Origin of the sequence: Mesorhizobium sp. M7A.F.Ca.CA.002.09.1.1, from assembly GCF_003998555.1 — a bacterium.
Classification (GTDB): Bacteria; Pseudomonadota; Alphaproteobacteria; order Rhizobiales; family Rhizobiaceae; genus Mesorhizobium; species Mesorhizobium ciceri.
Window position 1 is genome coordinate 1 of the sequence record NZ_RZRR01001306.1, and the last position, 1,060, is coordinate 1,060.

At 62.0% G+C, this 1,060-nt stretch carries 1 protein-coding gene; it reads right to left on the reverse strand.

Annotated features, from left to right (window positions below; genetic code table 11):
• Positions 1–943 (reverse strand): aldehyde dehydrogenase family protein (locus EN994_RS32750; protein ID WP_127308216.1); only part of this gene is annotated, 943 nt, incomplete at its 3' end.
• Positions 944–1,060: the final 117 nt, after the last annotated feature.

A 1,060-nucleotide genomic window follows, 5' to 3' on the forward strand; every position in this document is an offset into this window, starting at 1 on the left:
GGTCAGCAAAGCGCGCCTGCGCCATCGGTCCCATCGTCGTCGCCTGATCGAGCGGATTGCCGACGACATAGTTCTTTGTCTCGGCGATGAAGCCTTCGACGAATTCGTCATAGACCTTCTCGTGCACATAAACGCGTTCGATGCCGCAGCAGCACTGGCCGGAATTGTAGAAGGCGCCGTCGACCAGATTGGCGACCGCATGGTCCATCTTGGCGTCGGGCAGCACATAGGCCGGATCCTTGCCGCCAAGCTCGAGGCCGAGCGTCATGAAGGTGCCCGCCGCCGCCTTTTCGATGGCGCGGCCGCCGCCGACCGAACCGGTGAAATTGACGTGGTCGATCTTGCCCGAGCCGAGCAGCCTTTCGGTCTGGGCGTGGTTCAGCACGACATTCTGGAACACGCCCTTGGGCAGGCCGATCTTGTCGAAAGCCTGCTGAAAGCGCTCGCCGACCAGCAGCGTCTGCGCCGCATGCTTCAGGATCACGGTGTTGCCGGCCATCAGCGCCGGCACGATGGTGTTGACGGCGGTCAGATAGGGATAATTCCACGGCGCGATCACCATGACGACGCCGAGCGGGTCTTTCTTCACATAGCGGCGGAAACCGTCCTTGGGGTTGGAGGCCGGCACCGATTTGAGCGCCTGCTCGGCGATCTCGACCATGTAGTTGGTGCGTTCCCTGACGCCGCCGAATTCGCCGCCATAGCGCACGGGCCGCCCCATCTGCCAGGCGATTTCCGGCACGATCTCGTCGGTCATCGCGACCAGCGCTTCCAGCATAGCCAACATGTACTTGCCGCGCTCGACGATAGGTGTCTCAGCCCACTTCTCTTGCGCCGCCTTGGCGCGTTCCACTGCGGCGTTGATCGCCTGGTCTGTAGCAATCGGCCGCTCGGCATAGATCGAGCCATCGACGGGGGTAATGAGTTTGACCGTCTCGGTCATTTTGTAAGTCCTCGTATTCTACAACAAAATCGTGTGGCCTGGCGCTGCCCCTCATCTGCCTGCCGACAGCCTCTCCCCACGGGGAAAGGCTAAGAGTGAAGGGGTGGCGCCGACGAA